General features: G+C 68.2%; 23 protein-coding genes. 6 read left to right on the top strand and 17 right to left on the bottom strand.

All coding sequences use genetic code 11. The features are described from left to right. Nucleotides 1-177 precede the first annotated feature (177 nt). The 5 genes from WS87_RS23465 to WS87_RS23485 all read right to left on the bottom strand — a co-directional run bounded on the left by WS87_RS23465 (nt 178) and on the right by WS87_RS23485 (nt 4,163). Nucleotides 178-708: an acyltransferase gene (locus tag WS87_RS23465; RefSeq protein ID WP_059819160.1), complete on the bottom strand. Its 531-nt coding sequence runs from the start codon at nt 706-708 to the stop codon at nt 178-180. Nucleotides 709-711: 3 nt separating this feature from the next. Beyond that, complete coding sequence (locus WS87_RS23470; RefSeq protein ID WP_059819161.1) at nt 712-1,662, bottom strand: electron transfer flavoprotein subunit alpha/FixB family protein; 951 nt, start codon at nt 1,660-1,662, stop codon at nt 712-714. A 16-nt stretch (nt 1,663-1,678) separates the two neighbouring features. Next, on the bottom strand, nt 1,679-2,428 hold the full coding sequence (locus WS87_RS23475) for an electron transfer flavoprotein subunit beta/FixA family protein (RefSeq protein ID WP_059819162.1): 750 nt from the start codon (nt 2,426-2,428) through the stop codon (nt 1,679-1,681). Nucleotides 2,429-2,466: 38 nt separating this feature from the next. Beyond that, nucleotides 2,467-3,255 carry an SDR family NAD(P)-dependent oxidoreductase gene (locus WS87_RS23480; RefSeq protein ID WP_059819163.1) on the bottom strand — a complete coding sequence of 263 codons (789 nt, stop codon included), beginning with the start codon at nt 3,253-3,255 and terminating at the stop codon, nt 2,467-2,469. A 62-nt stretch (nt 3,256-3,317) separates the two neighbouring features. Next, the gene (locus WS87_RS23485; protein WP_059819164.1) at nt 3,318-4,163 is read right to left on the bottom strand and encodes an alpha/beta fold hydrolase; all 846 of its coding nucleotides are present in this window, start codon (nt 4,161-4,163) and stop codon (nt 3,318-3,320) included. Nucleotides 4,164-4,301: 138 nt separating this feature from the next. Here WS87_RS23485 and WS87_RS23490 point away from each other — a divergent pair, with 138 nt between their 5' ends. The 6 genes from WS87_RS23490 to dmpG all read left to right on the top strand — a co-directional run bounded on the left by WS87_RS23490 (nt 4,302) and on the right by dmpG (nt 11,071). After that, nucleotides 4,302-5,081 carry an SDR family oxidoreductase gene (locus tag WS87_RS23490; RefSeq protein WP_059819165.1) on the top strand — a complete coding sequence of 260 codons (780 nt, stop codon included), beginning with the start codon at nt 4,302-4,304 and terminating at the stop codon, nt 5,079-5,081. 149 nt (nt 5,082-5,230) lie between these two features. After that, nucleotides 5,231-6,796: a DUF1302 domain-containing protein gene (locus tag WS87_RS23495; protein ID WP_059819166.1), complete on the top strand. Its 1,566-nt coding sequence runs from the start codon at nt 5,231-5,233 to the stop codon at nt 6,794-6,796. A gap of 41 nt (nt 6,797-6,837) precedes the next feature. Continuing rightward, entirely contained in the window at nt 6,838-8,220 is a 1,383-nt protein-coding gene (locus WS87_RS23500; RefSeq protein ID WP_059691327.1) for a DUF1329 domain-containing protein, read from the top strand. Between the two features lie 98 nt (nt 8,221-8,318). Beyond that, nucleotides 8,319-9,101 (top strand): 2-oxopent-4-enoate hydratase, encoded by a 783-nt coding sequence (gene dmpE, locus WS87_RS23505; protein ID WP_059697650.1) that lies wholly within the window; start codon nt 8,319-8,321, stop codon nt 9,099-9,101. Between the two features lie 13 nt (nt 9,102-9,114). Further along, entirely contained in the window at nt 9,115-10,014 is a 900-nt protein-coding gene (locus WS87_RS23510) for an acetaldehyde dehydrogenase (acetylating) (protein ID WP_059819167.1), read from the top strand. Nucleotides 10,015-10,030: 16 nt separating this feature from the next. Further along, nucleotides 10,031-11,071: a 4-hydroxy-2-oxovalerate aldolase gene (gene dmpG / locus WS87_RS23515; protein ID WP_059691330.1), complete on the top strand. Its 1,041-nt coding sequence runs from the start codon at nt 10,031-10,033 to the stop codon at nt 11,069-11,071. A gap of 97 nt (nt 11,072-11,168) precedes the next feature. Here dmpG and WS87_RS23520 read toward each other — a convergent pair whose 3' ends face one another. From WS87_RS23520 to WS87_RS23580, 12 genes are all read right to left on the bottom strand, one after another. Continuing rightward, on the bottom strand, nt 11,169-11,417 hold the full coding sequence (locus WS87_RS23520; RefSeq protein ID WP_059691331.1) for a hypothetical protein: 249 nt from the start codon (nt 11,415-11,417) through the stop codon (nt 11,169-11,171). Then, nucleotides 11,414-12,679, bottom strand: a complete 1,266-nt coding sequence (locus WS87_RS23525; protein WP_059819168.1) for an alkaline phosphatase family protein — start codon at nt 12,677-12,679, stop codon at nt 11,414-11,416. The genes WS87_RS23520 and WS87_RS23525 overlap by 4 nt, the downstream gene beginning before the upstream one ends. Before the next feature lie 413 nt (nt 12,680-13,092). Then, the gene (infA, locus tag WS87_RS23530; protein WP_059819169.1) at nt 13,093-13,356 is read right to left on the bottom strand and encodes a translation initiation factor IF-1; all 264 of its coding nucleotides are present in this window, start codon (nt 13,354-13,356) and stop codon (nt 13,093-13,095) included. 462 nt (nt 13,357-13,818) lie between these two features. After that, nucleotides 13,819-14,022, bottom strand: a complete 204-nt coding sequence (locus WS87_RS23540) for a cold-shock protein (protein WP_006751843.1) — start codon at nt 14,020-14,022, stop codon at nt 13,819-13,821. A 290-nt stretch (nt 14,023-14,312) separates the two neighbouring features. Continuing rightward, a complete protein-coding gene (locus tag WS87_RS23545) occupies nt 14,313-15,392 on the bottom strand; it encodes a Rieske 2Fe-2S domain-containing protein (RefSeq protein WP_059819170.1) in 1,080 nt (359 codons plus the stop codon). A gap of 69 nt (nt 15,393-15,461) precedes the next feature. Beyond that, nucleotides 15,462-17,933, bottom strand: a complete 2,472-nt coding sequence (locus tag WS87_RS23550) for an efflux RND transporter permease subunit (protein WP_059819171.1) — start codon at nt 17,931-17,933, stop codon at nt 15,462-15,464. Nucleotides 17,934-18,036: 103 nt separating this feature from the next. Continuing rightward, entirely contained in the window at nt 18,037-18,996 is a 960-nt protein-coding gene (locus WS87_RS23555) for a WD40/YVTN/BNR-like repeat-containing protein (RefSeq protein ID WP_059819172.1), read from the bottom strand. A 177-nt stretch (nt 18,997-19,173) separates the two neighbouring features. Continuing rightward, complete coding sequence (locus tag WS87_RS23560; protein ID WP_059819173.1) at nt 19,174-20,379, bottom strand: acetyl-CoA C-acyltransferase; 1,206 nt, start codon at nt 20,377-20,379, stop codon at nt 19,174-19,176. Between the two features lie 17 nt (nt 20,380-20,396). Next, nucleotides 20,397-20,882, bottom strand: coding sequence for a MaoC family dehydratase (locus WS87_RS23565; RefSeq protein ID WP_059537737.1), 486 nt, complete (start codon nt 20,880-20,882; stop codon nt 20,397-20,399). Beyond that, entirely contained in the window at nt 20,882-21,682 is an 801-nt protein-coding gene (locus tag WS87_RS23570; RefSeq protein WP_059819174.1) for an SDR family oxidoreductase, read from the bottom strand. The genes WS87_RS23565 and WS87_RS23570 overlap by 1 nt, the downstream gene beginning before the upstream one ends. After that, entirely contained in the window at nt 21,679-22,878 is a 1,200-nt protein-coding gene (locus WS87_RS23575) for an acyl-CoA dehydrogenase family protein (RefSeq protein ID WP_059819175.1), read from the bottom strand. Before WS87_RS23575 ends, WS87_RS23570 begins: the two co-directional genes overlap by 4 nt. Next, nucleotides 22,875-24,116, bottom strand: coding sequence for an acyl-CoA dehydrogenase family protein (locus WS87_RS23580; protein ID WP_059819176.1), 1,242 nt, complete (start codon nt 24,114-24,116; stop codon nt 22,875-22,877). The genes WS87_RS23575 and WS87_RS23580 overlap by 4 nt, the downstream gene beginning before the upstream one ends. Nucleotides 24,117-24,119: the final 3 nt, after the last annotated feature.

Consider the following 24,119-nt stretch of genomic DNA (forward strand, 5'->3'; position numbering starts at 1 on the left):
GCATCAGGCAATCGATCCCGCGCGAACGTCACGACCGGCATGCGCGAAGACGAATCGCCATCCGCACAAACCCCGAGAAAAGCCGTCGCTCCGTGCACGGAGACGCAGTATTCACGCCGCACGACGACGGCTTTCTGGCCGGCAAGCATCCGCCGCCGGATCGATGACGCGCATCGCCTACGCGCCGTCGATCTGCCTGAGCGTCCTCAGGCAATCCACCGCGAGCTGCTGATAGACCCGCGTGCCGTTCGCCTTCGCGTCGACCTCCGCGGCGCTCAGCCGCCGCACCACGCGCCCCGGCACGCCGGCGAGCAGCACGCCGCGCGGCACGACGTAGCCGGCCTTCACGAACGCGCAGGCCGCGACGATCGTCGTCGCGCCGATCGTCGCGCCGTCCATCACGACCGCGTTCATCCCGATCATCGTGTCCGGCTCGAGCGTCGCGCCGTGCACGATCGCGCCGTGGCCGATGTGGCTGTTCGCGCCGAGCCGGCACGTCTCGCCGATGCCGACGTGCAGCACGCAGCCGTCCTGCACGTTGCTGCCGTCCTCGACGACGATCGCGCCGAAGTCGCCGCGCAGGCTGGCATGCGGGCCGATGTAGCAGCCCGCGCCGATCGTCACGTCGCCGATCACGACGGCGCTCGGATGAACGTACGCGGACGGATCGACGCGGGGCCGCATGCCGTTGAATTCGAACAACGGCATCGCTCAGAGCGCCGCGGCCGCTTCGGGAACGAGCGTAAACAGATCGCCGACCACGCCGTAGTCGGCCACGCTGAAGATCGGTGCTTCGGGATCCTTGTTGATCGCGACGATCACCTTCGAATCCTTCATGCCGGCCAGATGCTGGATCGCACCCGAGATGCCGACCGCGATGTACAGCTGCGGCGCGACGATCTTGCCGGTCTGGCCGACCTGGTAGTCGTTCGGCACGTAGCCGGCATCGACTGCCGCGCGCGATGCGCCCAGTGCTGCCGACAGCTTGTCGGCCAGCGGCTCCAGCACCTTCGTGTAGTTCTCGCCGCTGCCCAGGCCGCGGCCACCCGACACGATGATGCTCGCCGACGTCAGCTCCGGACGATCCAGCTTCGTCACTTCACGGCTTACGAACTGCGATTTGCCTGCATCGGCCGCCGCTTCGATCTTCTCGACCGCCGCGCTGCCGCCTTCCGCTGCAACCGGATCGAAACCGGTCGTACGCACCGTGATCACCTTGATCGGATCGCTCGACTGCACCGTCGCGATCGCGTTACCCGCGTAGATCGGACGCTCGAACGTGTCGGCACTATCAACAGCCGTGATGTCGGAGATCTGCGCGACGTCCAGCTTCGCGGCGATGCGCGGTGCGATGTTCTTGCCGTAGGCGGTTGCCGGCGCGAGGATGTGCGAGTAATCCTTCGCGATGGTCAGCACAGTCGCTTCGATGTTCTCGGCGAGACCGTCGGCAAGCTGCGGCGCATCGGCCAGCAGTACCTTCGACACGCCTGCGATCTTCGCTGCCGCATCGGCAGCGCCCTGCGCGTTGTGCCCCGCGACCAGCACGTGAATGTCGCCGCCAATCTTCGCAGCAGCCGCCACCGTATTCAACGTCGCGGCCTTGATCGGCGAAGCGCCGCCTGCCGATGCCGCGTCGTGCTCGGCGATTACCAGAATCGTCATGTCCGTCCGCTCCCTCTTACAGCACCTTGGCTTCGGTCTTCAGCTTCTCGACCAGCGTCTTCACGTCCGGCACCTTCACGCCGGCCGCGCGCTTCGGCGGCTCGGCCACCTTCAGCGTCTTCAGACGCGGCGCGACGTCCACGCCCAGGTCTTCCGGCTTCACCGTTTCCAGCGGCTTCTTCTTCGCCTTCATGATGTTCGGCAGCGTCACGTAGCGCGGCTCGTTCAGGCGCAGGTCCGTGGTCACGACTGCCGGCAGTTGCAGCGACAGCGTTTCCGCGCCGCCGTCGACTTCCCGAGCGACCGTGGCACGACCATCGGCGATCGTGACCTTCGACGCGAACGTCGCTTGCGGCAAACCAGCCAGGGCGGCCAGCATCTGGCCCGTCTGGTTCGAATCGTCGTCGATCGCCTGCTTGCCGAGGATCACCAGCTGCGGCTGTTCCTTGTCGACCAGCGCCTTCAGGATCTTCGCGACGGCCAGCGGCTCGACGCTGTCGTTCGACTCGACGAGGATCGCGCGATCCGCACCGATCGCCAGCGCCGTGCGCAGCGTTTCCTGCGCTTGCGTCACACCGACCGACACCGCGATCACCTCCGCCACGACCCCGGCCTCCTTCAATCGCACGGCCTCTTCCACCGCGATCTCGTCGAACGGATTCATCGACATCTTCACGTTCGCGATATCGACGCCGGTGCGGTCGGACTTCACGCCGACCTTCACGTTCGCGTCGACCACGCGCTTCACTGCCACGAGCGCTTTCAACTGCGTGTCTCCTGTTTCGTTTCGACCGCCGCGGCCAATCAGCGCGCGGTGTATCCGCCGTCGATCACCAGCTCCGCACCCGTCACGTAGCGCCCCGCCGGCGACACGAGATACAGGATGCCGGCCGCGATGTCGCGCGGGCTGCCGATCTTCGCCATCGGCACGTGCGTCTGCATGTATTCGAACGCGCGGTCCGGATCCTGGCCCATCTGGCGGAATGCGTCCTCGAGCATCGGCGTGCGGATGTAGCCCGGATGCACCGAGTTCGCGCGGATGTTCTTCGTCGCATACAGCATCGCGTCGACCTTCGCCATCATCCGCACCGCCGCCTTCGACGCGTGATACGCGGGCACGTCGGGACCGCCGACGATCCCGTACATCGACGACAGGTTCACGATCGAGCCGCCGCCGGCCGCCTCGAGGTGCGGAATCGCGGCGCGCGTGCACAGGAACACGCCGTTGACGTTCACGTCCTGCACGCGCTGCCATTGCGCGAGCGTGAGTTCGTGCGTCGGCACGTTGTGCCCTTCGATGCCCGCGTTGTTCACGAGCACGTCGAGGCGCCCGAAGCGCGCGACGATCTCGTCGAACACGCGCGCCACGTCGGCCTCGCGCGTCACGTCGAGCGACCAGAACGCGGCCTGGCCGCCTTGCGCGCGGATCTCCTCGACGAGCGCTTCCGCCGGTTGCGACAGCACGTCGAGGATCGCCACGCTCGCGCCGGCCGCGGCCAGCGTGCGTGCCGTTTCCGCGCCGATGCCGCGCGCGCCGCCGGTGATCGCGGCCACCTTGCCGCGCAGGTCGAACAGGTCTTCGATGAGTTTCATTGTGTCTCCGTGTAGTCAGGCGAACCGGCCTCGAACGGGCCGGTCATCAGGGGCATCGGGCGTTATCGTGAGGCGATCGCGGCAGGCGCCGCCAGGAAATCGATGCATTCGCGATTGAAATACGCCGCGTGCTCCACCATGACCCAGTGGCCGCAGCGGTTCAGCAGCACGAAGCGCGCGTCGCGGCAGCGTTCGAGGAACGTCAGCGCGCCGCCGACCGGATTGAAGCGATCGTCCGTGCCCCAGAAGCCGAGCACCGGGCAGCGCAGGTCGCCGAGCGCCCCCGTCAGGTTCGGCACGCTCATCGTCGACAGCACTTCGGTCGGCTGCTCGACGCACACCTTCATCCGCTCGGCGACGAGCGCGTCGGTGACGATCGCCGGATCGTGCACCAGCAGCGTCAGCAGCTCGCGCATGGTGTCGTCATTCATCTGGCGATTGGTGAACAGCTTCACCATTCGCTGGATCCCTTCCATCCGGAAATAGGTGTCGCGATCCTCGACGCCGCCCGGCGCCATCATGATCAGCCCGTCGACTTCGTCGGGATAATCGAGCGCGTATTTCAGCGCGATCGCGCCGCCGAGCGAATTGCCGAGCAGCACGGCCGGCCCGATGCCAAGCGCGGACAGCTGCGCGTGCAGCGCATCGACGAAGAAATCGAGCGTATAGGCGACGTCGGACGGCTTCGACGATTGCCCGTAGCCCGGCAGGTCGACGACGATCGCGCGATGGCCCGCGGCCGCGAATGCCGGGTAGTTGTGCTTGAAGTTGCTGAAGCCGCTGGCGCCCGGGCCGCTGCCGTGGATGAACACCACCGGGCGGCCGTCGCCCGCCTCGAAGTGATGCAGGCGCAGGCCGCCCGGTACGTCGGTGAAGATGCCGGCCGGCGGCGTCGTGGGGGTCGTCATCGCGGGTTGTCTCCTTCGTCGGTCGATGGATGCCTGCCACGATGATTGCGCCGCCGGCGCCGGCCGGCATCATCCTTTCAGACTACGAAACCGCGCGCGCTTGTTCCTATCATCGGGCCACCGAAACGGAGGCAGACGATGAACGGATTCGACTACAGCGGCAGGACGGTGCTCGTGACGGGCGGCACCAAGGGCATCGGGCGGCGCATCGCCGAGCGGTTTCTCGCGGCGGGCGCGCGCGTGTTCGTGTGCGGGCGCAGCGCGCCCGACACGCCGCCCTCAGGCGGCGGCCGCACGGCCACCTTCATTGCGGCCGACCTGCGCGACATCGAGCAGGTCGACGCGATGCTCGCGACGATCCGCGACGCCACCGGCTGCCTCGACGTGCTGGTCAACAACGCGGGCGGCTCGCCGTTCGTGCTCGCGGCCGACGCGTCGCCGCGCTTCACCGAATCGATCGTGCGGCTGAACCTGATCGCGCCGCTGCAGCTCGCGCAGCGCGTGAACGCGATCATGCAGCCGCAAGCGCACGGCGGTGTGATGCTGTTCATCGCGAGCGTCAGCGCATCGCGGCCCTCGCCCGGCACGGCCGCCTATGGCGCCGCGAAGGCGGGTCTCGTCAACGCGGTCACGTCGCTCGCGGTCGAATGGGCGCCGCGCGTGCGCGTGTGCGCGATCAGCCCGAGCCTCGTGCAGACGGAATCCGCAACCGAAGGCCACTACGGCGACGACGCCGCGCTCGACGCGATCCGCGCGACGATTCCCGCCGGACGGCTCGCGACGCCCGACGACGTCGCGTCGGCGTGCCTGTTCCTCGCGTCGCCCGATGCGTCGTACACGTCGGGCGCGAACCTGCGGCTCGACGGGGGCGGCGAACGGCCGGCGTTCCTCGCGGCGGCACGAACGGAACCACGCTGACGCGCGAACGCGACCGGCGCGCCCCGATCGTTTCCAGTCCTAGGGAAGTCATCTAGTTCATTTCGACGATTCCCTGCTACCGCGATCTCCCTACTCTGCCTCTCACGACAACCACAGTCGACCGTCGTCGATACCCCAGAGGAGACACCATGCATCAACGGATTTCGCGCCGTACCGACAAGCGGGCCACCGCCACGCTGTCGACGCTGGCCGCCGCGCTGCTGACGTGCGCCGTTCCCAACGCGCACGCAGGCAGCACGATCGAGCTTGGCGCCGACACGACGCTGGACTACACGTTCACGCTGAGTTACGGCCTCGGCATGCGCACGCGTGCGCCGAGCGGCAATCTGCTGACGCCCGCGAACATCAATGGCGACGACGGCGATCGCAACTTCGCGAAGAACAAGCTGATCGAGAATCAGGTGAGCCTGCTCGGCGAAGTGAACCTGAAGCACGACGACTGGGGTGTGTTCGTCCGCGCGAGCACGTTCTACGATCAGGCCTATCACCGCCCGAACTACAACGACGCGCCGGGCACCGTGAACCAGTCGGGCCAGTACAACAACTTCACGAGCGATGCCCGCTACTGGTCGGGCGGCCACACGACGCTGCTCGCCGCCTACGCGTACAACACCTTCAAGATCGGCGCGACGAGCCTGAACGTGAAGGTCGGCGACCAGGTGGTCGCCTGGGGCGAAAGCCTGTTCTTCCCGAACATCGCGGGCGCGCAAGGCCCGGCCGACGCCACCAAATCCTATGTCGCGGGCGCTCAGGTGAAGGACATCCTGCTGCCCGTCCCGCAGATCTCGACGCAGTGGCAGATCACGCCGAACTTCAGCTTGCTCGGCTACTACCAGTTCTCGTTCCAGCAGAACCGCCTGACCGCGCCCGGCACGTACTGGAGCTATTCGGACGTGGTCGGCCCGGGCGCGCAGTTCATCATCGGCCCGGGCGGGATGATCATTCCGCGCGGCGCAGACGAAAAGCCGAGCGCTCACAACCAGTGGGGTATCGGCGCACGCCTGCGCGTGTTCGGCGATACCGAGCTCGGCGTGTATCACCTGCATTACAACGACATGAACCCGAGCGTCGTCACGTCGTTCTATCCCGTTCTCCAGTACCGGCAGACCTATTTCAACAACATCAAGCTGACCGGCGCGAGCTTCTCGACGCAGGTCGGTCCGGTCAACGTCGCGGGTGAAGCGTCATACCGCCAGGGCGCGGCCGTGCTCGTCAACACGACGACCGGCGCGCAGGCGACGCGCGCGAACGTCACGCAGCTCAACCTGTCCGGCATCTACTCGATCGGGCCGAGCTTCCTCGCGAATTCGCAGTCGCTGGTCGGTGAAATCACGTACGTGCACGCGGGCGGCATCTCGGCCGTCGACGGCTCGACCACCCTCACGAACTCGCGCAACGCGCTCGCCCTCGAGCTGGCCTGGACGCTCAGCTACAAGAACGTGTTCAACGGCTGGGATCTCGACGTGCCGCTAACGTACACGCACGACCTGGCGGGTACGTCGCCGCTGGCCGGCGCGCTCGGCTCGCTGACGGGCCAGGGCGACCACCGCGTGACCGCCGGCGTCACGTTCACGCGCCTGAGCAACCTGTCGCTGTCGCTCGTCTACGCGAAGTTCCTCGGCTCGCCGAATCCCGTCACACGTCCGCTCGCCGATCGGGACTACGTGCTGGCCACGGCGACCTACCACTTCTGAGCGGCTCGGCCGCTCGTCACTCAGCAAGAAGAGGATTTGTCATGAAACGAACTCGTCTCCCCCTCCTGCGCGCGTCGGTGATGGCCGCGTGCGCACTCGTCGCGACGGCGTCGTTCCCGAAGGTCACGCCGGACGACCTGAAGGCGCTCGACGGCCCGCTCACGCCGATGGGCGCGGTGCGCGCCGCGAGCAAGGACAGCGGCGTGCCGGAGTGGTCGGGCAAGTGGCTCGGCACGCCGCCCGACGTGCAGTACAAGCGTGGCGGCCGCTACCCCGATCCGTTCGCGAGCGAGAAGCCAGTCGCGACGATCACCGCGGAGAACATGGCGCAGTACGCGGAGCACCTGACCGACGGCCAGAAGGCGATGTTCAAGCGCTACCCGGCCACGTTCAAGATCAACGTCTACCCGAGCCATCGCGACTTCCGCTACGCGGATTCCGTCTACAAGGACATCCGCACGTACGCGCCCGACTCGACGATGACGTCCGACGCGAACGGGCTGACCAATGCGCCGCCGCAAGTGCCCTACCCGATTCCGAAGACGGCCGCCGAGCTGCTGTGGAACCAGCGCTTCTCGTCGGCGATCGGCACCGAGCAGGCGACCTACGATCAGGCGGTCGTGTACTCCGACGGCAACATCGCGTGGGGCAAGGTGCGCTACGACATCTACTCGCCGCGCAATGTCGGCAAGTACGACGTGAAGAGCGACCTGAACAACCGCACGTTCTACCGCAACGCGACGGAGCTGCCGCTGTCGGACCGCGGCTCGCTGATCGTCGGCTTCACGAACTGGGACAAGGCCGGCGCCGACAACTCGTCGCGCACGTGGATGTACAACCCCGGCACGCGGCGCGTGCGCCAGGCGCCCGAATACGGCTATGACCAGCCGCAGGGCCCCGGCGGCTTCCGCACCGTCGACGACGACCGCCTGTACAACGGCCCCGGCGACCGCTACGACTGGAAGATCGTCGGCAAGCGCGAAATCTACGTGCCGTACGACAACTACAAGGCGATGGACAGCTCGGTCAAGTATGCGGACCTGCTGACCAAGGGCCACGAGAACCCGTCGTACATCCGCTACGAGCTGCATCGCGTATGGGTGCTGCAGGCCACGTTGAAGAGCGGCTATCGCCACCAGTATGCGAAGCGCGTGCTGTACATCGACGAGGATTCGTGGATGACGCTGCTCGCCGACAACTACGACGCACGGGGCCAGCTGTGGCGCACCAACGTCGCGACGACGCTGTACGCATACGACGCGAAGACGTTCTACCCCGGCGTCGTGTTCTTCCACGACCTGATCTCCGGCGCGTACATGGCCGACCGCCTGACCAACGAAGGGCCGATGCCGAAACTCGACAGCAGCCCGCAGTTCAGCGAGGCGTACTTCTCGCCGGACGCGATCCGCAGTTCGGGTAACTAAGCATCCGGCGCGACACGCCCGCGCCCCACGCGCCGGAGCCGCGCTCCGGCGCCCGACGCCGCCCGAAACGGCGGCCTTTTCCATTCGAGGGCCCTTTCATGTCTTCCCGCTTGCATACGACGCTCGGCGACGAGCTGTACGCCGCGTGGCACGCACGCGCACCGGTCGCGCCGCTGTCGAGCCGCCCGCGCCGGCTGTCCCTCGACGATGCCTACCGCATCCAGCAACGCTTCATCGAACGCCGCGTCGAGCGCGGCGAATCGGTGGTCGGCAAGAAGATCGGCGTGACGAGCCAGGCCGTGCAGGACATGCTGAACGTGCGCCAGCCCGATTTCGGCATCCTGCTGTCGGGCATGCACTACGCGGCCGGCGAGGCAATCGCCACCGAATCGCTGATCGCGCCGCGCGCCGAAGGCGAAATCGCGTTCATCCTGGCGCGCGACCTGCGCGGCCCCGGCATCGACCGCACCGACGTGATCGCCGCGACGGCCGCCGTAGCGCCCTGCTTCGAAATCGTCGATTCGCGCATCCGCGACTGGGCGATCCGTATCGAGGACACCGTCGCCGACAACGCGTCGTGCGGCGTGTACGTGCTCGGCGATGCGCGCGTCGACCCGCGCACGCTCGACCTCGCGGCGTGCGAGATGACGATCGAGAAGAACGGCGAGCGCGTCGCGCAAGGCCGCGGCGACGCGGCGCTCGGCCATCCCGCCGACGCCGTCGCGTGGCTCGCGAACACCCTCGCCGAATACGACGTGCCGCTGCTTGCCGGCGAGATCGTGCTGTCCGGCTCGCTCGCGAAACTGATTCCGGTCACGGCCGGCGACGCGCTGTCGATGCACATTTCCGGCATCGGCAGTTGCGACGTCCGCTTTATCTAAAGGAACGAACCTGATGAAGAAAATCAAATGCGCACTGATCGGGCCCGGCAACATCGGCACCGACCTGCTGTACAAGCTGCGCCGCTCGACGGTGCTCGAACCCGTGTGGATGGTCGGCGTCGACCCGGCATCCGACGGCCTCGCGCGTGCCCGCGAATTCGGCCTGAAGACCACCGACCGGGGTGTCAACGGGCTGCTGCCGCACGTCGCCGCCGACGACATCCGCATCGCATTCGACGCGACCTCCGCGTACGTGCATCGCGACAACTCCGACAAGCTCACCGCGCTCGGCGTGAAGATGATCGACCTGACGCCCGCCGCGATCGGGCCGTATTGCGTGCCGCCGGTGAACCTCGACGCGCACCTCGACAGCGCGCAGATGAACGTCAACATGGTGACCTGCGGCGGCCAGGCGACGATCCCGATGGTGTACGCGGTGTCGCGCGTGCAGCCGGTCGCGTACGGCGAGATCGTCGCAACGGTATCGTCGCGCTCGGTCGGCCCCGGCACGCGCAAGAACATCGACGAATTCACGCGCACGACGTCCGGCGCGATCGAACAGGTCGGCGGTGCTCGCAAGGGCAAGGCGATCATCGTGATCAATCCGGCCGAACCGCCGCTGATCATGCGCGACACGATCCACTGCCTGACCGACGGCCCGCCCGACGTCGACGCGATCACCGCGTCGGTGCACGCGATGGTCAAGGAAGTGCAGCGCTACGTGCCCGGCTACACGCTGAAGAACGGCCCGGTGTTCGACGGCAACCGCGTGTCGGTCTTCATGGAAGTCGAGGGGCTCGGCGACTACCTGCCGAAGTACGCGGGCAACCTCGACATCATGACCGCCGCCGCGGCCGCCACGGCCGAGCGTTTCGCCGAACAGATGCTGGCCGCGACGGCCGCCACCGCTTGAGTCGAGGAGTCACACGATGTCACTTGCAGGCAAGAAGATCACCGTCCACGACATGTCGTTGCGCGACGGGATGCACCCGAAACGTCATCAGATCACGCTCGACCAGATGCGCAACATCGCGCGCGGGCTCGATGCGGCCGGCGTGCCGCTGATCGAGGTCACGCACGGCGACGGGCTCGGCGGCGCATCGGTCAACTACGGTTTTCCCGCGCATACCGACGAGGCGTACCTGAGCGCCGTGATCCCGGAGCTGAAGCAGGCGAAGGTGTCGGCGCTTCTGCTGCCGGGCATCGGCACCGTCGAGCACTTGCGCATGGCGCACGAACTCGGCGTCGGCACGATCCGCGTCGCCACGCACTGCACCGAAGCGGACGTGTCGGAACAGCACATCGGCCTGGCCCGCACACTCGGACTCGATACGGTCGGATTCCTGATGATGGCGCACATGTCGTCGCCCGAGCAGCTCGTCGTGCAGGCGAAGCTGATGGAGTCGTACGGCGCGAACTGCATCTACATCACCGATTCGGCAGGCCACATGCTGCCCGACGACGTGACCGCGCGGATCGGCCAGGTGCGCGCCGCGCTGAAGCCGGAGACGGAACTCGGCTTCCACGGCCACCACAACCTCGCGATGGGTGTCGCAAATTCGGTCGCGGCGGTCGCTGCCGGCGCGAACCGGATCGACGCGGCCGCGGCCGGCCTCGGCGCGGGCGCGGGCAATACGCCGATGGAAGTGTTCGTCGCCGTGTGCGACCGGATGGGGATCGAGACGGGCGTCGACGTGTTCGCGATTTCCGACGTCGCCGAGGATCTCGTCGTGCCGATCATGGACGCGCCGATCCGCCTCGACCGCGATGCGCTGACGCTCGGCTATGCGGGCGTCTACTCGTCGTTCCTGCTGTTCGCGAAGCGTGCGGAAGCGAAATACGGGATTCCGGCGCGCGACATCCTCGTCGAACTGGGTCGCCAGCGGCTCGTCGGCGGGCAAGAGGACATGATCGAGGATGCGGCGCTGACGATGGTTCGCGCGCGGGAGGTCGCGGCGCAACCGGCGTGATCGACGATATCGGGCCGCCATCGCCCGATACGCCGGCGAATCTGCGGACCGGGGCGCGATGCGCCCCGTTGCCGTCAGCCGTCACCCACGCACCGCATCAGCGGTGCTTTCCGCCATGCCTGCGTCGTCGATGCGCCGCGCGCGCCTGCAGCAGCGTCGGCATCAGCTCCTCGATGTACTGCCGCGCCTGTCCGCGCGTGACGATCTCGCTGAACCGCCGATGCGCGTGGTCATGCCCGACCAGCGCCGCATGCGCCTTCTTCAGGATGTGCAGATACGCGATCAGGCTGGTGCCGTCACGCACGGGCAGCGCATCGCGCGGGTCCGTCGCCGAAGTCGTGTTCATGAGCCGATCCTCGTCGGGCAGTCGGTGCGGCAGGTCGTTGTCACAAGCGACAGCAGGTCGTTCGCGGCGCGATCGCGGTCGGTCAGCGGCGCAAGACCGAACAGGCGCCCGAGCGTCGCGACCACCGAGCTGTGATCGTACGGCGTGTGATCGACGTGCCCTGCCGCAACCCACGGCGACACGACGATCGCGGGCACCCGCACGCCATACACGTCGAAGCCGAAACCGCTCGCGTTCAGCGTCGCGGCCGCGCCGTCGTTCGGCGGCGGCGCCGCGCCCGGCCGGACCGAATCGTAGAAGCCGCCGTGCTCGTCGTAGACGATCACGAGCAAGCTGTGCTCCCACACCGGCGAATTGCGGATCGCGTCGTACACGCGCGCGGCGAGCTGGTCGCCGCCGGCAAGGCCGTCCATCGGATGTTGCGAGCTGCCGTTCTGGTAGGTGCCGTGCACGATGTCGCCGTAACCGGGCTCGATGAACGTGTAGCGCGCGGTATAGCCGGCCGCGAGATCGGCTTCGAAGTGGGCCAGATCGTCGACGTCGAAAAAGCTCACGCCCTTCAGCGAGGCCACCTGCGGCACGTGGCCGAGCGGATCGCCCGACTGGTCCTGGTAGATGCGCCAGTTGTCGTCGCCGAGCGCGGCGAAGATCGAGCCTTTCGGATAGGGAAAGCCGTCGAACGTATCCCATCCGGCCATTTCTTCGCGGGTCGGCGAATGGTCGAGGCCGGCGGACGACGCGCCGTGCAGGAAGAAGCGGTTCGGCCAGGTCGGCCCCGGCATCGACGCGTGCCAGCGGTCGCACAGCACGAACGCGTTCGCGAGCGCATACAGCGACGGCGCCTGCGTGCGCACATCCACACCCTGCATGATCGCGCCAACGCTGCCCGGTTGCGGCGGCGTGCCTTCGGAATGCGACGTCGCGTAATTCGACACGAATCCCGAATTGTCGACGCTCGGATAAGGCCGCCCTTTGACGAACGGCACGCCCGCGCCGCACAACTGTTCGAGCACGTCGGTGAATTCGTGGCACGGATCGGTCGGCATCCGGTCGGGCGCGCCGCCGCCGAACGGATGGACGGTGCCGCCGTATGCGTTGCTGTCGCCCGGCGTCGCGGCCGTGATGCCGGCGATGCCCGAGAGCGCGAACAGATGGTCGAACGAGCGGTTCTCGAGCATCAGCACGAACACGTGCCGGATGCGGTCCTGAACCGACTGAACTGCGGGAACGGAAGGAGCTGCGGGGGTTGCGTCTGCACTCATGGCGCCTCCTGGCGTCGCGCGACGGATATCCGGCTGGCACGATCGCGGCGGCACGCAAAAAAACTGAAAGGAAAGGCGCTGCAACGTGCGCGGGCCGCGAATTGCCGACGAGTGTACGGCTACGCCGGCCCGCGCGTAAAGCCGGTTACGGCGCGCGGCAAGACGCGTGCATTCAGCCGACGACCAACGTGGGACGGAAAAGCGATGCGCGGCGAATCGGCGAGTGCGGGGAAAACGAGACGAATCGGGCGATTCGACCGGAGAGAATGCGGCCTCGGCCGCCGCGGCACTGCCCCGCCGCCGGCGACCGTCGAACGGCGCGAACCGCGCCGTCCATCCGGTGTGCCCGGCCGCATGAACGGGCCGGACGGATTTCGATCGGTGCGGCGTTGCGCTGCCCGATCGCTACTGCTTTAGCGACGCGGTTGCCCGCTGCGCGGCGGACGCGGCGAATTCGCGTCCTTGTGGCGGAAGTTGATGCGCCCCTTCGTCAGGTCGTACACCGACAGTTCCAGCGTCACACGGTCGCCCGCGAGAATGCGGATGTGGTTCTTGCGCATGCGGCCCGACGCATACGCGCCGACCACGACGCCGTTTTCCAGCGTGACACGGTATTTGCTGTCCGGCAGCACTTCGTCGACGGTTCCGTCCAGTTCCAGCAGTTCTTCTTTTGCCAAACCAATTCCTCCAGACAAGGTGATGACCGCGGCCGCGGCGAACTCACCGGCGCCGTGCCCCGCAACGGGACGGCGGCCGGCGGGATGCCGGGGATCAATTCGTTCAGACGGGCGACGCGCCCGTCTTGCAATCGGAGCCCGGCGCAATGCGGCGGTCGGGCGGTCGGTGGCGGCGATGCGATCGGCACCGCGCAAAGTCGGGACCGCGCCGCGTGCGGCATGGCGACGGTCTACTCGGGTTGAAGCATGGGCCGCTGGCGATGCGGCGAGCGCGTCGCGAGGGCGTTGGATCGCACGTCGTACGGACCTGCGATGGATGAGGGAAGCACACGACCGATGCATCGTGAATTCCGCGATGCATCGGTCGTGTGCGTCGAAACGCGCAGGACGCCGGCTCGGGCCGGCTTCCGCGCGAAATCCGACCGGCAGCGGCCGCCATTCGACGGCCGGTGCCGAAGCGGCTTACTGCGGCGTGATGTTCGACGCTTGCAGACCCTTCGGGCCACGCTTCACTTCGTAGCTGACCTTCTGGCCTTCGGCCAGGGTCTTGAAGCCCGTGCCGCGAATTTCCGAGAAATGGGCGAACAGATCGTCGCCGCCGTTGTCCGGGGAAATGAAACCAAAGCCCTTGGTTTCGTTGAACCACTTGACGGTACCGGTATCCACAAATACTTCCTTAATACGAATAATTGAACATGCGCCCCGTGACGGGCACAGAAAGAATCAAAAGAGGGAGAGACCAACGACTGCCGCACGCCGTGCGGCCAATGATGAGCAATCGAACTTCTTGAAGACTTCGGTCTCGGACACTACGCGGTGCCGGCCGATCCGTCAAGCTCTTTCGAAGCGTTGCAGGCGCGCGGCGGCGCGCGCGCCTTGCCTGGCGGGCGTCGGCGGCGATCGGGACACGAAACGATGCGCCCCCTATTTTCGCCGCGCTTCGCCGTTACTGCCCGTCACCGCGGCTCGAACACGTGATGCAGCGCCGGCGGCGCCGCACCGTCGCGGATCTTGATTTCGAACGTCTTGCGCGCGACGCTCGACGGCCGCACGTCGGCCGCGTCCAGGTAGAACTGCGAATACCAGTCGCGCATCTGGTACAGCGGCCCGTCGCCTTCGCACAGCAGCGGGTTGTCGATGCGCGTCTTGCTGTGCCAGATGTCGACGTCCTCGTAGAACGCGCGCTGCGCTTCCTTCACATATGCGTTCGCGATCTCCATGTTCTGCGCGTCGCTCAGGCCGGCCACCTTCTTCACGATCACGCCGTAGCGCAGCTCGAAGCTGTTCATGTCGATCGGCACGTGGCAGTTCAGCAGCACCGAATGGATCGGCTGTCCGCCGCTCTGCCCCGTCATCTGCGTGATGTGCACGGCCGGCCCGAAATACGTCGACAACGCGGTCAGGCTGTCGCCGCCGAGCTTCTCGCTGCGGCCAACCATCAGCTGCGTCGCCTTGTGATCCTCGAACAGGTTCGCGAAATAGTCGATCGGCGCGTGGTGCACGGTCGCGAAGTGCGCGACGTCCGAGATGTTGTCGACCAGTTCGCGGCAGTTCGCCTGGATCACCATCTTGTCGACGACCCAGTCCGACCATTCGCCGGAGAAGCACACGTCGAGGCGCGGAATCGCGACTTCCGGCGGCGGCGCATTGCCTTCCGGATCGTTCCACACGAACAGCAGGTTGTTTTCCTCGCAGGTCGGCCACGCGCCGATGCGCGCCTTCGGCGGAATCCGCTTGCAGTACGGGATCGACGCGCACTGCCCGTCGCCGTTCCACGCCCAGCCGTGGAACGGGCAGACGAGATTGTCGCCTTCGACCGTGCCGAGGCTCAGGTCGGCGCCCATGTGCGGGCAATACGCGTCGACGACGTTGATCTTGCCGGTCGAATCGGCGAACGCGGCGAGCTTGCGGCCGAAGACGTTCAGCGTGTGCGGCTTGCCGTCCTTGTAGTCGCGGGCGAGCCCGAGGCAGTGCCAGCCGCGCGCATAGCGCTGCGCGAGCGGCTGGGCTTCGATCTTGTAAGGGCGTGCGGACATGTGGGTTGACTCCTCTTTGGGGGACGCGCGGCGGCCCGCCGCGCACCGGGGTAACGGGGGTTGCGTCGCTCAGCGCACCGGATTGCCGGGTTCGAGCGTGTGTGTCGGCTTGAGCGCGGGGGCCGGCGCGGCCTGCGGCGACGCCGGCTGCGGCTCGCGCGACACGCGGCGCTCCGCCCGCTCGACGCCGAGCCATGCGGCCAGCGCGGGCAGCAGGAACACCGCGCCGAACAGGTTCACGAGGAACATGAACGCGAGCAGCACGCCCATGTCGACCTGGAACTTCAGCGCGGAGAACGCCCAGGTGCCGACGCCGATGAACATCGTGACCGCCGTGAACAACGCCGCGGTGCCGCGCTGGCGCATCGCGTCGGCGAATGCGTCCGGCAGCGTCGCGCCTTGGCGGATGTCGTGCTGCAGGCGTTCGTACAGGTAGATCCCGTAGTCGACGCCGACCCCGACGCCGAGCGTGATCACCGGCAGCGTCGCGACCTTCAGCCCGATGCCGAGCCGCGCCATCACCGCGTTGCACAGGATCGACACCAGCGTGAGCGGCACGATGATGCACAGCACCGCGCGCCACGAGCGGAACGTGACCGCGCAGAGCAGCGCGATCGCGCCGAAGATCGACAGCAGCATCGCGATCTCCGCGTCGCCCACCGCCTCGTTGGTCGCGGCCATCACGCCGACGTTGCCGCCCGCGAGCCGGAACGCGACGTTCGGCGTCGGGTTCTCGGCCGCGAAGCGCTTGATCTCGTCGACGATGTGCGCGATGGTCGTGCCTTCGTGGTTCTGCGTGTAGATCAGCACCTGGATCGCCTTGCAGTTCGCGGTGTTCATCCCGTTGTCGGGATCGAACGCATTGGAGCCCTGCGTGAGCCCGTCGCTGGAGCGCGGCAGCGCGGCCCAGCGCGGGTTGCCTTCGTTGAACGCGGCGATGAACACCTTGCCCTGCGACGACACGCTCGTCACCGACTGCACGCCGGCCACGCCGCGCATGTTCATCTCGAACTTCTCGATCGCGCTCATCACCGGGTAATGCAGGCACGCATCGTCGAAACCGGTCGTCTCGACGATCACCGACAGCACGTCGACCCCGATGTTGTACTGGTGCGTGATGGCCGCGTTGTCGATGTTGTAGCGCGAGTTCGCGCGCAGCTCCGGCGCGCCGGTGCCGATGTCGCCGATCTCCAGCTTGCGCGACTCGAGCGTGCCGTATGCGAGCAGCGCGAGCGCCACCGCGAACACGCCGAGCGCCGGCGCCGGCCGCGCGAACACCGCGAAGCGCGACCACTTCCCGCTGCCGCCGGCCGCCGCCGTGCGCTGGGCACGCGCGAGCGTGCCGCGCTCGAGGCGCGTGTACGACAGCAGGATCGGCAGGAACACCTTGTTGGTGACGATCATCAGCAGCACGCCGAGGCACGCGGTGATGCCGAGTTCGCGCACGATGTCGATCTTGATCCGCATGATCACCATGAAGCCAAGCGCGTTGGTCAGCAGCGCGACCGTGCCCGGCACGAACAGCTTGCGGAACGCGTCGCGCGCGGCCTCGACCGACGACGCGCCGCGCACCAGCGCCTGCTTCCACGCATTGGTCATCTGCACCGCGTGCGACACGCCGATCGAGAAGATCAGGAACGGCACGAGGATCGACATCGGGTCGATGCCGAGCCCGAGCAGCGGCAGCGCGCCGAGCAGCCAGACGACCGGCAGCAGCGCGACGACGAGCGCGAGCACGGTGGTCTTCAGCGAGCGCGTATAGGCGAACAGCAGCGCGGCCGTCACGAGGAACGCCAGAGCGAAGAACGCCATCACGCCGGCGATTCCGGCCTCGACGTCGCCCACCAGCTTCGCGAAGCCGATGATGTTGACGTCGATGCCCTGCCTTGCGTAGCGCGCGCGGATTTCCTCGAGCTGGCGCGCGACCGCGCTGTAGTCGAGCCGCTTGCCGGTGGCCGGATCGGTCTCGCGCAGTTCCGCGCGGATCAGCGCCGACTTCAGGTCGTTGCCGACCAGCCGGCCGATCTGCCCGGAACGCGCGACGTTGCGGCGCACCTTCGCGAGATCGTCCGGGTTCGCGCTCGAGAACTGGCCGGGCACGACCACGTCGCCGCGAAAGCCGGCCTCGGTCACTTCGGTGTAGTGGACGTTCGGCGTGAACAGCGAGAACACGCGCGAGCGGTTCACGCCGGGGATGAAGAACACGTCGTCGGTCGCGTGGCGCAGCGCGTCCATGAACGTCTGGTTGTAGATGTCGCCGTCGCCCTTCCAGCGCAGGCTGACGAGGATCGTGTTCGCGCCGGGGAACGCGCCCGCATAGCGCTCGAACACCTGCATGTACGGGTGCTGCATCGGAATCATCTTGTTGAAGCCCGGATCGAGCTTCAGGCGCGTCGCGGACAGGCCGAGCGCGAGCGTCGCCGCGATGCACAGCAGCATCAGCAGCCGGCGCTGCCGGATGATCGTGTCGGCGCAGCGCTCGACAAACGCGGCGAGGCGCGATGCGGGAACGGCTTCGGTGGGGCGTGACAGGTCGTTCATGGATTTCTCGGGTCGGAACGGACGGGACGGACGATGCGGGCGGTACGGGTCGGCGCAGCGACGCGAACGGATGCGCGGCGGCGGCAAGCGCCGCCGCCGCGCATCAGGACGGCGACGCGGTGAGCGGCGCGACGCCGGCCTCGCCGCCGAGCAGCAGCGCGCCGCGGCCCATGTCGAGCACCGCCGCGAGGCTCTGCACGCCGCCGAGCTTGCGCACGTCGAAGGTCAGGCCGCCGTCGCGCGACGCGACGATCGCGCCGCCCTGGCCGACCAGCACGAGCTCGCCGTCGGCAAGCTGGGTCGCGCCGAAGTACGACACCGGCACGTGGCTGTCGACGTGCGTCCAGGTCGCGCCGCGATCGGTGCTGCGCAGCACGTTGCCGCGCATGCCGTACGCGATCCAGTCGCCGTTCGCGAGCATCAGCGCGCCGAACAGCGAGCCTGCGTACGGCGACGGGCGCTTGTCCCAGGTCACGCCGTTGTCGGTCGAGCGCAGCAGCGTGCCGCTCTCGCCTGCGATCAGCAAATTGCCGTGACCGTCGCCGACGATCGCGTTCAGGTGGCGGTCGCCCGCCGGCGTCTTCAGCGGCTGCCACGTGAGCCCGGCATCGTCCGAGCGCAGCAACTGGCCGAAACTGCCGGCCGCGAACAGCGCGCCGTTCGCGCTGCCCCAGACGGACAGCAGCGGATCGGAATGCGCGTTGTCGCTGTGGACCTCGCGCCAGTGCACGCCCGCATCGTCGCTGCGCACGATCCGGCCGTCGTGGCCGACCGCGATGCCGAGCGTCGGCGTGACGAAGCTCACCTGCGTGAGCGTCGAGCCCTGGTCGGGCGTGACCGACGCCGGCCGCCAGCGGCGGCCCGCATCGTCGCTGAGCAGAATCACGCCGCGCTCGCCGACCGCGACGATGCGCGCGCCGGCGCGGGCGAGCCCATTGATCTGCAGGCGGTCCGCATGGATCGCGGTGACCGGGAACGCCGGCAGCGGGCGCGGCGAGAACGCGAACAGCGCGGCGCCGAGCACGAGCGCCGACATCGCGAGTCCTGGCAAGGTACGTTTCATCGGTTGTCTCCTGTCCTGGCAAGCGGCCCGGGCCGCGCCGACGCGCTCGCCCTGCCGCTGCAAGTCTCCGGGCCGTCGGTCGTCGCCGCGGCCTCGCATGGTTCCGAATGGATGGCGGCCGAACCGGACTGTCGGTCCGGCCGCCGGTGCGGCTGCGTCGAACGCGGTTACATGCCGTTACGCGCCGACTTCGAACAGCGCGGCGGCACCCATCCCGCCGCCGATGCACATCGTCACGACCGCATGCCGTACGCCGCGGCGCGCGCCCTCGAGCAGCGCATGCATCGTCATCCGCGTGCCCGACATCCCGAACGGGTGGCCCAACGCGATCGCGCCGCCGTCGACGTTCAACCGCTCGTCGGGAATGCCGAGCGTGTCGCGGCAATACAGCGCCTGGCACGCGAATGCCTCGTTCAGCTCCCACAGCCCGATGTCGCGCACGGTCATCCCGAAGCGCGCCAGCAGCTTCGGAATCGCGAACACCGGGCCGATGCCCATCTCGTCCGGCTCGCAGCCGGCCACGGCCAGCCCGCGGAACGTGCCGAGCGGCGCGAGCCCGCGACGCGCGGCCTCGGCGCGCGACATCACGACCACCGCCGCCGCGCCGTCCGACAGCTGCGACGCGTTGCCGGCCGTCACGAACTCGCCCTGCTCGACGACCTTGCCGCCGCTCCACGACGGTTTGAGCCCCGCAAGCCGCTCGGCCGTCGTATCGGCGCGCACGCCTTCGTCGCGCGCCGCGCGCACGGCCTCGTGACCGGCCGGGTTGCCTTCCTTGTCGAACAGCGCGCGCGTCACGTCGAGCGGCGCGATTTCCGCGTCGAAGCGGCCGGCCGCCTGCGCGTCGGCCGTGCGCTGGTGGCTCTGCAACGCGAATTCGTCCTGCGCCGCCCGCGAGATCCCGTAGCGGCGCGACACGATCTCGGCGGTTTCCATCATCGCCATGTACGCGGCCGGCTGGTGGTCAAGCACGGCCTGCGAACGCGCGCGGTAGCCGTTCTTGTGCTTGTTCTGCGTGAGCGAGATCGATTCGACGCCGCCCGCGACGACGATCCGCGCGTCGCCCGCGCCGATGCTGCGCGCGGCGCTCGCGATCGACATCAGGCCCGACGAACACATGCGGTCGATCGACATGCCGGGCACCGACGCCGGCAGCCCCGCCGCCGCGGCCGACAGGCGACCGATGTTGTAGCCCTGCGTGCCCTGCTGCGCGGCACAGCCGATCAGCACGTCGTCGATGTCGGCCGGCGCGACGCCTGCACGTTCAAGCGCGGTGCGCACGACGTGGCCGCCCAGCGCGGGCGCCTCGGTGTCGTTGAACATGCCGCGAAACGCCTTGCCGATCGGCGTGCGTGCGACGGAAACGATGACTGCGTCTTCCATGAGCTGGCTCTCTGAATCTAGAAGTAGTAACGGCTGATCGTGTCGGCCACGCAGCCGGGTTTCGCGTCGCCTTCGATCTCGACGGTCACGCGAATCCATGCCTGCACGCCGCCGTCGAGCGGCTCGACGCGCAGCAGCTCGCCGACGCCGCGCACGCGCGCGCCGACCTTCACCGGTGCCGGGAAGCGGATCCTGTCGCAGCCGTAGTTGACGCCGAGCCGCGCGCCGTCGATGCGCACGATCTGCGGCAGGAAATGGTTGACGAGCGACAGCGTCAGGTAGCCGTGCGCGATGCACGCGCCGAACGGGCCGTCCTTCGCGCGCACCGGGTCGACGTGCACCCACTGGTGGTCGCCCGTCGCGTCGGCGAAGCCGTCGATGCGGATCTGGTCGATCGCGAGCCACGCGCTCGCGCCGAGCGTGTCGCCGACGGCCGCCGCGAGCTCAGCGGGATGCGCGAACACGCGGGGCGTCGCGCGCACGGGGTCGAGGGTCGTCTCCATCATGCGTGCTGGCTGCTGACCGACAGCACTTCGCCCGTCATGTACGACGCGTAATCGCTTGCAAGAAACACCATCACGTTCGCGACCTCCCAGACTTCGGCGGCGCGCCCGAAGGCTTCGCGCGACGCCAGTTGATTCAGCAGGTCGGCCGGAGCCGACTTCTTCAGAAAATCGTGCATCGCGATGCTCGGCGCGACCGCGTTGATGCGCACGCCGTAAGGCGACGCCTCGAGCGCCGCGCAACGCGTGAGCGCCATCACGCCCGCCTTTGCCGCCGCGTAGTGCGCCTGTTCCGCCTGCGCACGCCAGCCGAGCACCGATGCGTTGTTGACGATCGCGCCGCGGCCGCGGGCCTGCATGTGCGGCAGCATCGCGCGCGTCATCCGGAACGTCCCGGTGAGGCTAATGTCGATCACCCGCGACCATTCGGCATCGTCCATTTCGACGATGCGTTTGGCGCCGCCGAGCCCGGCGTTGTTGATCAGCACGTCGACGCCGTCGAGCCTGTCCTGCGCGTCGGCCACGAGCGCCTGCACGTCGTCCTCGACCGCGACGTTGCACAGGCGGCCGTAGATCTGCTGCAGCCCCGTTTCGGCGCGCAGCGTCTCCACTGCCTGTTCGAGGCGCTTCTCGTGGATGTCAGAGATGAACAGCGCGCGGCAGCCTTCCTCCGCGCAGCGGCGCGCGGCCGCGAAGCCGATGCCGGCGCCGGCGGCGGCCGTGATCAGCACCGATTTGCCGGCGAGCAGCTGGTGGCCCGGCACGTAGGCCGGCGCTTTCTGGATCTGGGGTTCGGTCATGCTGTGCCTCGTGGTTCCCTGGGCATGCCGAGCCCGCGCTCGGCCATGATGTTGAGCTGGATTTCGTTGGTGCCGGCGTAGATCGTGTCCGCACGGGAGAACAGGAATACGCGCTGCAGATGGGTGAGCTTTTCGTCGGCCGGATCGATCACGTTCGCGCGGGGTCCGAGCGCGTCCATCGCGAGCTGGCCGAGGTCGCGGTGCCAGTTCGACCAGAAATACTTGTAGATCAGCGCCTCGCGGCGCAGCGGCGCGGTGGCGCCGTTCGCGTCGTCCGCGCCCGACAGCATCCGCAGCGCGTTGTAGCGCATCACGCGCAGCCCGGCCCACGCGCGACCGATCCGCTGGCGCAGCACCGGGTCGCGATCGGCGCCCGACTCGCGCGCGGCGTCGATCACCCATTCGAGCTCGCGGACGAACTGCATCTGCTGGCCGAGCGTCGACATCCCGCGCTCGAAGCCGAGCAGCGTCATCGCGATGCGCCAGCCGTCGCCCGGCGCGCCGACCAGGTCGCGTGCTGCCGCGCGCGCGCCGTCGAAGAACACTTCGTTGAATTCGGCGCCGCCGTTGAGCTGCCTGATCGGGCGGATCTCGATGCCCGGCTGGTCGAGCGGCAGCAGCAGGAACGACAGCCCCTTGTTGCCCTTCGATGCCGGATCGGTACGCGCGAGCACGAAGATCCAGTCGGAATCGTGCGCGAGCGACGTCCACACCTTCTGGCCGAACACGCGCCAGGTGCCGTCGGCGTCCTGCTCGGCACGCGTGCGCACGTTCGCGAGATCGGAGCCCGCGCCCGGCTCCGAGTAGCCCTGACACCAGAACTGCGTGCCGGCGAGAATCCCGGGCAGGAAACGCGCGCGCTGGTCGTCGGTGCCGCACGCGACGAGCGTCGGCCCGAGCAGCCCTTCGCCGATATGGCCCATCCGGCCCGGGCCGCCGGCACGCGCATATTCCTCGTGGAAGATCACCTGCTCGGCGACCGTGAAGCCGCGGCCGCCCGCGTCGGTCGGCCAGCCGAGGCCGGTCCAGCCGCCGTGCGCCAGTTCCCGTTCCCACGCCTTGCGCAGTTCCGGAAACGCTTCCTCGTCGCCGGGGCCGCCGCGGTATTTCAGGCACGCGAATTCGCCGGTCAGGTGCGACTGCACCCAGTCGGCGACTTCGTGCCGCAATTGCTGTTCGCGCGTTTCGCTGTTCATTGGAGTGCTCCGGTGCGCGCGGCGGACGGACGCGTGGCCATCGACGCTTGCGGCGACGCCAGTGCCGCCTCGCGCCGCGACGTGTCGCCGTCGATCGCATGGCGTGCGATCCATTCGAGCAGTTGCGGCGTGCTGCCGAACTGCGAGCCCGACGCCTGTGCGCGCTTGAAGTAGAGATGCGGGTCGTATTCCCACGTGAAGCCAACGCCGCCGTGCAGCTGGATCGCTTCCTGCGCGCAGAACGCATATGCGTCGTTCGCGGCGGCTTTCGCGGCTGCGACGTCGGCGCGCAACGCCGCGCCCGGCACCGCCCCGCCCGCTTCTGCATCCCATGCGTGCGCCGCGCCGAGCACCGCCGAGCGCGCGGATTCGATCAGCACCATCATCTGCGCGCAACGATGCTTGACGGCCTGGAACGACGCGATCGCGCGGCCGAACTGCACACGCTGGCCCGTATAGTCGAGCGTCAGGTCGAGGCATTGCTGTGCGCCGCCGAGCTGTTCGGCGGCCAGCGCGAGCGCCGCGAACCATCCGGCGCGTTCGAGCACCTGCGCGGCAACGGTGCCGCCGGCGAACTGCGCGTCGCGGTTCACGCGGATTTCGTCGAGGACGATGCGCGCGATCGGCCGCGTCGCGTCGAGCGTGTCGAGCGGCGCGATGCTCAGGCCGGGCGCCATCGCGACGTCGATCGCGAAAAGGCCGATCGACTTCCCCTCGTTCGCGATCCGTGCGGGGATCAGCAGCAGGTCGGCGCGCGCGCCGTCGATCACCTGTTCGATCGTGCCGGACAACGCATAGCCGCCCGCTGCTTCTTCCGCGACGACCGGCAACTGCCATGAACCTGCGGGCAGCTCGAACGGCAATGCCAGCGTCGCGCTGCACGCACCTTCGGCGATCTTCGCGAGCCAGCGCGTCGCGAGCGGCACGTCGGAGCAGCTCGCCAGCGCGGTCGCGGCCAGGCACGCGGTCGAGAAATACGGCACGCACGCGACGCGCCGGCCGAGCTGCTCCATCAACAACGTCTGCTCGACAGCGCCGAGCCCCATCCCGCCTGCCGCCTCCGGCAGCGACAGCGCGTTCCAGCCGAGTTCGCCCGCAAGCGCGGCCCACAGCGTGTCGTCGCGGCCGGCCGATTGCTCGAGCGCGCATCGCACGTCGGCGGACGCGCTGCGCTCGGCGAGCACGTCGGCCGCCGCGTCGCGGATCATCGCCTGTTCGTCGGTGAGCGCCAGATCCATGCG

Origin of the sequence: Burkholderia sp. MSMB0856 (assembly GCF_001524645.2) — a bacterium.
Lineage (GTDB): Bacteria > Pseudomonadota > Gammaproteobacteria > Burkholderiales > Burkholderiaceae > Burkholderia > Burkholderia diffusa.

Excerpts from the sequence above, each read along its gene's own strand:
- WS87_RS23465 (WP_059819160.1), bottom strand. The coding sequence starts at position 708 with ATGCCGTTGTTCGAATTCAACGGCATGCGGCCCCGCGTCGATCCGTCC.
- WS87_RS23470 (WP_059819161.1), bottom strand. The coding sequence starts at position 1,662 with ATGACGATTCTGGTAATCGCCGAGCACGACGCGGCATCGGCAGGCGGC.
- WS87_RS23480 (WP_059819163.1), bottom strand. The coding sequence starts at position 3,255 with ATGAAACTCATCGAAGACCTGTTCGACCTGCGCGGCAAGGTGGCCGCG.
- WS87_RS23485 (WP_059819164.1), bottom strand. The coding sequence starts at position 4,163 with ATGACGACCCCCACGACGCCGCCGGCCGGCATCTTCACCGACGTACCG.
- WS87_RS23490 (WP_059819165.1), top strand. The coding sequence starts at position 4,302 with ATGAACGGATTCGACTACAGCGGCAGGACGGTGCTCGTGACGGGCGGC.
- WS87_RS23495 (WP_059819166.1), top strand. The coding sequence starts at position 5,231 with ATGCATCAACGGATTTCGCGCCGTACCGACAAGCGGGCCACCGCCACG.
- WS87_RS23500 (WP_059691327.1), top strand. The coding sequence starts at position 6,838 with ATGAAACGAACTCGTCTCCCCCTCCTGCGCGCGTCGGTGATGGCCGCG.
- dmpE (WP_059697650.1), top strand. The coding sequence starts at position 8,319 with ATGTCTTCCCGCTTGCATACGACGCTCGGCGACGAGCTGTACGCCGCG.
- WS87_RS23510 (WP_059819167.1), top strand. The coding sequence starts at position 9,115 with ATGAAGAAAATCAAATGCGCACTGATCGGGCCCGGCAACATCGGCACC.
- dmpG (WP_059691330.1), top strand. The coding sequence starts at position 10,031 with ATGTCACTTGCAGGCAAGAAGATCACCGTCCACGACATGTCGTTGCGC.
- WS87_RS23520 (WP_059691331.1), bottom strand. The coding sequence starts at position 11,417 with ATGAACACGACTTCGGCGACGGACCCGCGCGATGCGCTGCCCGTGCGT.
- WS87_RS23525 (WP_059819168.1), bottom strand. The coding sequence starts at position 12,679 with ATGAGTGCAGACGCAACCCCCGCAGCTCCTTCCGTTCCCGCAGTTCAG.
- WS87_RS23545 (WP_059819170.1), bottom strand. The coding sequence starts at position 15,392 with ATGTCCGCACGCCCTTACAAGATCGAAGCCCAGCCGCTCGCGCAGCGC.
- WS87_RS23550 (WP_059819171.1), bottom strand. The coding sequence starts at position 17,933 with ATGAACGACCTGTCACGCCCCACCGAAGCCGTTCCCGCATCGCGCCTC.
- WS87_RS23555 (WP_059819172.1), bottom strand. The coding sequence starts at position 18,996 with ATGAAACGTACCTTGCCAGGACTCGCGATGTCGGCGCTCGTGCTCGGC.
- WS87_RS23560 (WP_059819173.1), bottom strand. The coding sequence starts at position 20,379 with ATGGAAGACGCAGTCATCGTTTCCGTCGCACGCACGCCGATCGGCAAG.
- WS87_RS23565 (WP_059537737.1), bottom strand. The coding sequence starts at position 20,882 with ATGGAGACGACCCTCGACCCCGTGCGCGCGACGCCCCGCGTGTTCGCG.
- WS87_RS23570 (WP_059819174.1), bottom strand. The coding sequence starts at position 21,682 with ATGACCGAACCCCAGATCCAGAAAGCGCCGGCCTACGTGCCGGGCCAC.
- WS87_RS23575 (WP_059819175.1), bottom strand. The coding sequence starts at position 22,878 with ATGAACAGCGAAACGCGCGAACAGCAATTGCGGCACGAAGTCGCCGAC.
- WS87_RS23580 (WP_059819176.1), bottom strand. The coding sequence starts at position 24,116 with ATGGATCTGGCGCTCACCGACGAACAGGCGATGATCCGCGACGCGGCG.